Consider the following 905-nt stretch of genomic DNA (forward strand, 5'->3'; position numbering starts at 1 on the left):
TCAACAGTGAAAAGAAGTATAGATTTTAGCTCTATTTATCTCATAGAATTAAAGAAAAAATAACTTCTAAAGAGGCTTTATTTTTTGACTTGAAGCTAAAAATACTTACAATGTAAGTGAGTGTATTACATTTTAACTAACATGGTATGAATACAATGACTACAACCCAATTTTCAATGCGTTTACCTGAAGGACTAAAAAATAGCCTAAAAGAAATCAGTGAACTTTCTCATCGCTCTCAATCCCAAATAGCTACAAGAGCTATTGCAGAGTATGTGGAAAAAAATGAATGGAAGATGAGGGCTGTTGCTGAAGCAGTAGAAGAGGCTGATAAAGGAATCTTTATTTCTCACGAAAAAATAGACAACTGGCTAGATTCCTGGGGAACAGAAAATGAACTTTCTGCACCAACACCTGATATATTTCCTAATAAATAGATATGAAAGTTGTTTTATTGCCATTTGCAAAAGAGGATCTACTGGAAATTAAATATTATCTTTCAAAAGAAAGCCCTCAGGCTACAAAAATAGTAGGGCAAAAGATAAAAAAGTCACTATCCTTACTAAGTGAAAACCCTTATATCGGGACAATAAAAGAAGATGGAGATATTTTAGAATGGCATATCCCAGGTATTCCCTATACCCTGCCCTATAGAATTATCAATAATCAAATACAAGTTCTTCGTGTCTTTCATGAGGCACAAAATAAACCTAGTAAATGGGAGCTAAACCAAAATTAAAAAAGAAATGTAGGAAGTGTGCTTTTAGATAGTATTTAGTACATCCTCTGGGTTCTGTCGCAAGTATTATTGAAAACGCAGCACGTCTGCTCTTCAGGCATAACTATCCTGCTAAAGCCATAAATTGCTTATAAGCAGGCATATTTTCCTCGGACAACTGTCCCTT

General features: G+C 34.1%; 2 protein-coding genes. Both read left to right on the top strand.

The genetic code is table 11. The annotated features are described in order from the left end of the window. Nucleotides 1-155: 155 nt before the first annotated feature. A complete protein-coding gene (locus tag BQ7314_RS09685; protein WP_217423840.1) occupies nucleotides 156-437 on the top strand; it encodes a CopG family ribbon-helix-helix protein in 282 nt (93 codons plus the stop codon). A gap of 2 nt (nucleotides 438-439) precedes the next feature. Further along, nucleotides 440-739: a type II toxin-antitoxin system RelE/ParE family toxin gene (locus tag BQ7314_RS09690; protein WP_174483507.1), complete on the top strand. Its 300-nt coding sequence runs from the start codon at nucleotides 440-442 to the stop codon at nucleotides 737-739. Nucleotides 740-905 lie beyond the last annotated feature (166 nt).

It is taken from the genome of methanotrophic endosymbiont of Bathymodiolus puteoserpentis (Logatchev) (genome assembly GCF_900128525.1).
GTDB lineage: Bacteria > Pseudomonadota > Gammaproteobacteria > Methylococcales > Methylomonadaceae > Methyloprofundus.